Here is a 5,296-nt window from a genome sequence, read left to right on the forward strand (position 1 = left end):
GCACCGTCACCCTGGTGTCCGGGTGGTCCTTGAGCACCCGCAGCACCAATTCGTGTGCGGCCCGGCTCAAATGGCGATCGGGACAGTTGATCAACCACAGCGGGGTGTCGTGCTCGAAGCGATCCCACCGCTCGCGAAGCCGCACCGCGTGATCGACGTCGATGACGAAATGCACGGCGGTCAGCTCGTCGGCATGTAGGCCATATCCGATGCGCACCGCCTCGATCTCGGCCAGATCGATCGTGTCCACGAAGACCAATACCTGAAGTCGCGGATGCCGCGCCAGGTCGAGGTCCTCGGCGCGAGTCATCTCCAGCACGGAGGCCTCGTCGCGATATTTCCGGTTGAGCCTCGTCAAGGCCAGCACCAGGAGCGGGAAGATCACGACGATCAGCCAGGCGCCCTCGGTGAACTTGGCCACCACGAAGATCCCCACCACGATCGTCGACATGACCCCCGCCGACAGGTTGACCGCCAGCTTGGCACGCCAGCCCGGCTCGCGCCGGGTCAGATGATGCTTGGCCATGCCATAGCCGGCCATCGCGAACGCGGTGAAGACGCCGATCGCGAAGAAGGGCACCAGCGCACTCACCTTCGCCTCGGTGATGACGAGCAGGACCATGGCCAGCGCGGTCAGCACGAAGATGCCGTTGGAGAACACCAGGCGATGGCCGCGTTTCGTCAGTGGGCGGGGCAGGAAACGGTCCTCGGCGACGAAGCTGGCCAGCGCGGGGAAGCCGTTGAAGCTGGTGTTGCAACCCGTGAACAGGATCGCCGCGGTCGACGCCTGAACTAGGAAGTACAGGACGTTGCCGATCACGCCGTGGCCGAAGACCGCCCGGGCTATCTCCGAAAGCATCGACGGGTATTCGTCGAGATAGGCCACGGCGTGCGTGACGTGGGTCAGCCAGCCCACACCAATGAGCAAGAACCCGAGGATGCAGGCCATCCACGTCAGCACGCGACGCGCGTTGGGGCCCTGCGGCTTTTGGAAGACGTTGACGGTGTTGGACACCGCCTCGACGCCTGTCAACGAGGTGCCGCCGTTGGCGAACGCACGCAACAGAATCAGGACCGTCGCACCCATCACCAAGCCGCCGCCCTGATGCACCGGCACCGCGCCGGCGATGTGCTGCGGATCGTATCGCGGTAACCCCCAGAACATTTCACGCACAAACCCGGTCAGGATCGTCACGGTGATCATCCCGACGAAGGCGTAGGTCGTCAATGCGAACGTGCGGCCCGACCGCCGCAGCCCGCGCAGGTTGGCCAGGCAGATCAGCACGACCGCCGCCAACGTGATCTCCAGGTGATAGGGCCGCAGCGGGGGAATCGCCGACACCACCGCCACTGTCGCCGCCGCGGGCTGCACCGCCACGGTCACCACGTAGTCGATCAGCAGCGCCGCCGCAGCAACCTGCGCCACCCGCGGACCGAAGTTCTCCCTCGCGACCGTGTAGGAACCGCCGGCCCGCGTGTAGGCCATCACGACCTCCCGGTACGACGCGCACACCAGCGCGAGAATCACCAAGATGACACCGGTGATCGGGAGCACCAACGCGTACGCCGCCATGCCGGCCGCCGGGAGCAGCTCGACCATGATCTGCTCGGTGCCGTACGCCGTCGATGAGATCGCGTCCGGCGAAAGCGCGCCGAGGGCAATGTGATTCGGCAGTCTCTCGCCGTCCAGCTGGTCGGTGGTCAACGGCTCCCCGAGGAAAAGCCGTTTGCACTTGTCGGTGAAGGAGAGCGGTATCTCGCCACTCGGTTGCGTCACAACATCCCTTTCTCGAGACCGGATTGCCTCATCCCGCGCGGGTGACCTCGGCGATGCGGGACTCGATGTCATAAGGCACGATCTGCGCGGCCGCGCCCGGGATCCGGCTGACCGCCCGGGCGATCTTGTCCGCGGTGCGATCGTGCAACAGGCGGCCCACGAGCGGCGAGTAGGTCCGGCGCGGCAGCAGGACGGTCGCCTTGGTATCCGGATGCTCGTTGAGCACCCGCAGGACCAATTCATGGGCGGCCCGACTCAGGTGCCGATCCGGACAGTCGATCAGGCGTAGCGGGGTGTCGTGTTCGAAAACCTCCCAGCGCTGCGACAACCGCGCTGCGTGATCCGAGTCGACCACGAAGTGCACGACGGTGAGCTCGTCGGCGTGAAGTCCGTTCGCGTATCGCATGGCCTCGACCTCCGCGAGGTCGACGGAGTCCACGAAGACGAATACCCGGTGCCGCGTGTATCGGGAGAGGACCGGCTTTTCCGTGCGCGACATCTCCAGCACGGACGCCTCCACGCGGTACTGCCGGTTGAGTCGCATCAACCCCAACACCAGTAGCGGGAATACGACGACGATGAGCCACGCGCCCTCGGTGAACTTGGCCACCGCGAAGATGCCCACCACGATCGTCGACAGGATCCCGGCCGACAGGTTGACCGCCGCCTTGCGCCGCCAGCCCGGGCCGCGCTCGGACAGATAGTGTTTGGTCATGCCGTAGCCGGCCATCGAGAAGCCGGTGAACACACCGATCGCGTAGAACGGCACCAATGCGTCAACCGAGCCGCCGGTGATGAGCAGCAGCGCGACCGACAGCGCGGTCAGGGCGATGATGCCGTTGGAGAAGACCAGTCGATGGCCGCGCTTCATCAACGGGCGGGGCAAAAAGCGGTCTCCCGCAACGAAATTGGCCAGCGCGGGGAAGCCGTTGAAGCTGGTGTTACCACCGGTGTAGAGGATGGCCGCGGTCGACGCCTGCACCAGGATGTACAAGACGTTGCCGACTGCTCCGTGGCCGAAGACCGCCCGGGCGATCTCGGACAGCATCGACGGGTATCCGTCGGAGTACGGGACGGCGTGGGTCACATGTGTCAGCCAGGCCACTCCCGCCAGCAGGAACGCGAGAATGCAGGCCATGATCGTCATCACCCGGCGGGCGTTGATGCCCTCCGGCTTGCGGAAGGTGGTGACCGTGTTCGAGATGGCTTCCACCCCGGTCAGTGACGAGCCGCCGTTGGCAAACGCACGCAACACGATCAACAGCGTCGCGCCCATCACCAGGCCGCTGCCCTGGTGGACGGGCACCGCTCCGACGATGTGCTGGGGATCGTAGACCGGCAGGTTGCCGATCAGTTCACGAATGACGCCGACCACGATGGTCAGCGAGACCATGGCCACAAAGGCGTAGGTGGGCAACGCGAAACGCGCGCCGGCTTCCCGCAACCCGCGCAGGTTGGCAAAGCACATCAACAGCACCATGCCGACCGTGATCTCGAGGCTGTAGGGGCCAAGGACCGGTAGCGCCGAGGCCACCGCCACCGTGCCCGCCGCGCATTGCACCGCGACGGTGACGACGTAGTCAATCAGCAGGGCGGCCGCGGCGACCTGCGCCACCCGGGGACCGAAGTTCTCCCGCGCAACGACGTAGGACCCACCGGACCGCGTATAGACCATCACCACCTGGCGGTAGGACGCGGCGACCAGCACCAGGATCAAGAGAATGACCCCGGTGATGGGAAGCAACAGGGCGAACGCGGCCATCCCCGCCGCCGGCAGCAGCTCGATCATGATCTGCTCGGAGCCGTAGGCGGTCGATGAGATCGCGTCGGGTGAGAGCACGCCGAGCGCGACCGGGTTGGACAACTTCTCGTGCTCGAGCTGCGAGTTGATCAGGGGTTTACCGAGCAAGCCTCGTTTGCAGACGTCGGAGAACGACGACGACCATGCCTTGTGATCAACGGTCCGTCGCTCAGCCAAAGGTGTTGCCACAGGCGATATTCCTTCCCCCAAGCATGACATTTGCCCCCTTCGATCCGGGAACCCGCCGAAAGAGTATCTGCCACAATTGTTTTTGTCGCCCTACCGTCCGCGACCTAGAAGAACAAACACAGGAGATTGGCAGAATAATTGCCAGGACACTCCCAGCGGGGTGACCTGGATGTAACAAACAAGTGCCAATCGGTAATGCAGATGCCTTTCTCTGGCACCCGGGACGGCTCGAAAAGTCCGACGCGAAACTCGTTGTGATGTATGGCACTTGGTAGCCGACACCCAGCCCGCCGCGCCGAGGAGCCGATGACCAGCATCACCACAGGAACGTCAAAGGTGTTGTACAGCAAATCTTCTAACACGGCTGACCGCCACCACTAATATAGCAATTCACACAAGTCGTGGTTGTATTAATTGAGTTCTGTTGCGCTCCAGTGCAATCGGAGGGCGTATTTGTACGCTCCGGGCCCCTGCTCTTGCACGGTGGATGCGTTCAGTCTCACCGCACTCCAAATCTGTCTGTTAGCATCGAATTAGATCTCCATTTCCTTGGAGTAGCGCGTGACACCCGCCTAAGCGAAATAAGTGCTTGTGCCACATGGGTTTCGCGTCTCTGCACCACCGGACGCATGGAGAAAACCAATCCAGGTCGACGTTCACCGGAGGGTAGTAATTGTTTCGCGGAGGGATAGGACCTCATGAGCCAGTGCATCATCGTCAGCGGTGATGACGCGCTCGCGTCGACGATCGTCGATGAGCTGAAGCGGGCGGGCGCGCGCGTCGCCAGGCTTCTCGATTCGGAACTCGCGGGCGCCCGGGTCAAGACCCAGCTCGCCAGGGCGGGCGTCACCACGGCGTCCGCCGTCGTGTGCGCGGGAGACGACGACGCGACGAACCTGGAGATTGCGCTGCTGGCGCGGAAGGCCAACCCGGACATCCGTGTGGTGGCGCGGGTGGCCAACGACGTGTTGCGCGAGGCGGTCGCTGCCGACGAGGGGCCCAGCTCCATCCTGGGCGTCGCGGATCTGGCGGGGGCCGCGGTCGTCGAGGCGTGCCTGGCACGCACCACACATCCCTTCGAAGTGGCAGGTATCGAATTCGTGGTCTTCGGCGCCGAGGCGCCGTTCGACGCGTCGCTGCGCGAGATCTATGGCGACCTCGCCCCGGTCGCGATGGTGCACAACGAGGACGCCGACCACCCCGGTGAGGTCGTGGTGTGCCCCGGGCGCGATTTGCGGGTCAACGCCGGCGACTGGACGGCAATGATCGGCACCACCGAGGAGGCGGCCGCCTGCGGCGTCAAGGTGCCACGTAACCCGAAGATGCGGTCGCGCCAATCCCGGCTGCGCCGTGTCCTCTACGCGGTGCGGGCCCTGCCCAACGAGGTCAATCCCGCTTTCTACCCGCTGATAGCCGCCCTCGTCCTCTTGATCATCAGCTCGACGACCCTGCTGCACTTTTCCTACACCCACCCAGGCATGTCCTGGACCGACGCTTTCTACTTCACCAACGAGACCATCACCACGACC

The 5,296-nt window shown here is 64.4% G+C and carries 3 protein-coding genes; 1 reads left to right on the forward strand and 2 read right to left on the reverse strand.

Annotation, left to right across the window (positions count from 1 at the left end; all coding sequences use genetic code 11):
* Both A5701_RS23785 and A5701_RS23790 read right to left on the reverse strand, forming a co-directional pair.
* A partial coding sequence (locus A5701_RS23785; RefSeq protein WP_067760128.1) for an APC family permease occupies positions 1-1,777 on the reverse strand: 1,777 nt, incomplete at its 3' end.
* A 28-nt stretch (positions 1,778-1,805) separates the two neighbouring features.
* Positions 1,806-3,755 carry an APC family permease gene (locus tag A5701_RS23790; protein ID WP_369807444.1) on the reverse strand — a complete coding sequence of 650 codons (1,950 nt, stop codon included), beginning with the start codon at positions 3,753-3,755 and terminating at the stop codon, positions 1,806-1,808.
* Positions 3,756-4,465: 710 nt separating this feature from the next.
* Here A5701_RS23790 and A5701_RS23795 point away from each other — a divergent pair.
* Positions 4,466-5,296, forward strand: an 831-nt coding sequence (locus tag A5701_RS23795; RefSeq protein WP_197505052.1) for an NAD-binding protein, incomplete at its 3' end; no start/stop codon positions are given.

Origin of the sequence: Mycobacterium sp. E3305, from assembly GCF_001666785.1 — a bacterium.
In the GTDB taxonomy this organism is placed as follows: Bacteria; Actinomycetota; Actinomycetes; order Mycobacteriales; family Mycobacteriaceae; genus Mycobacterium.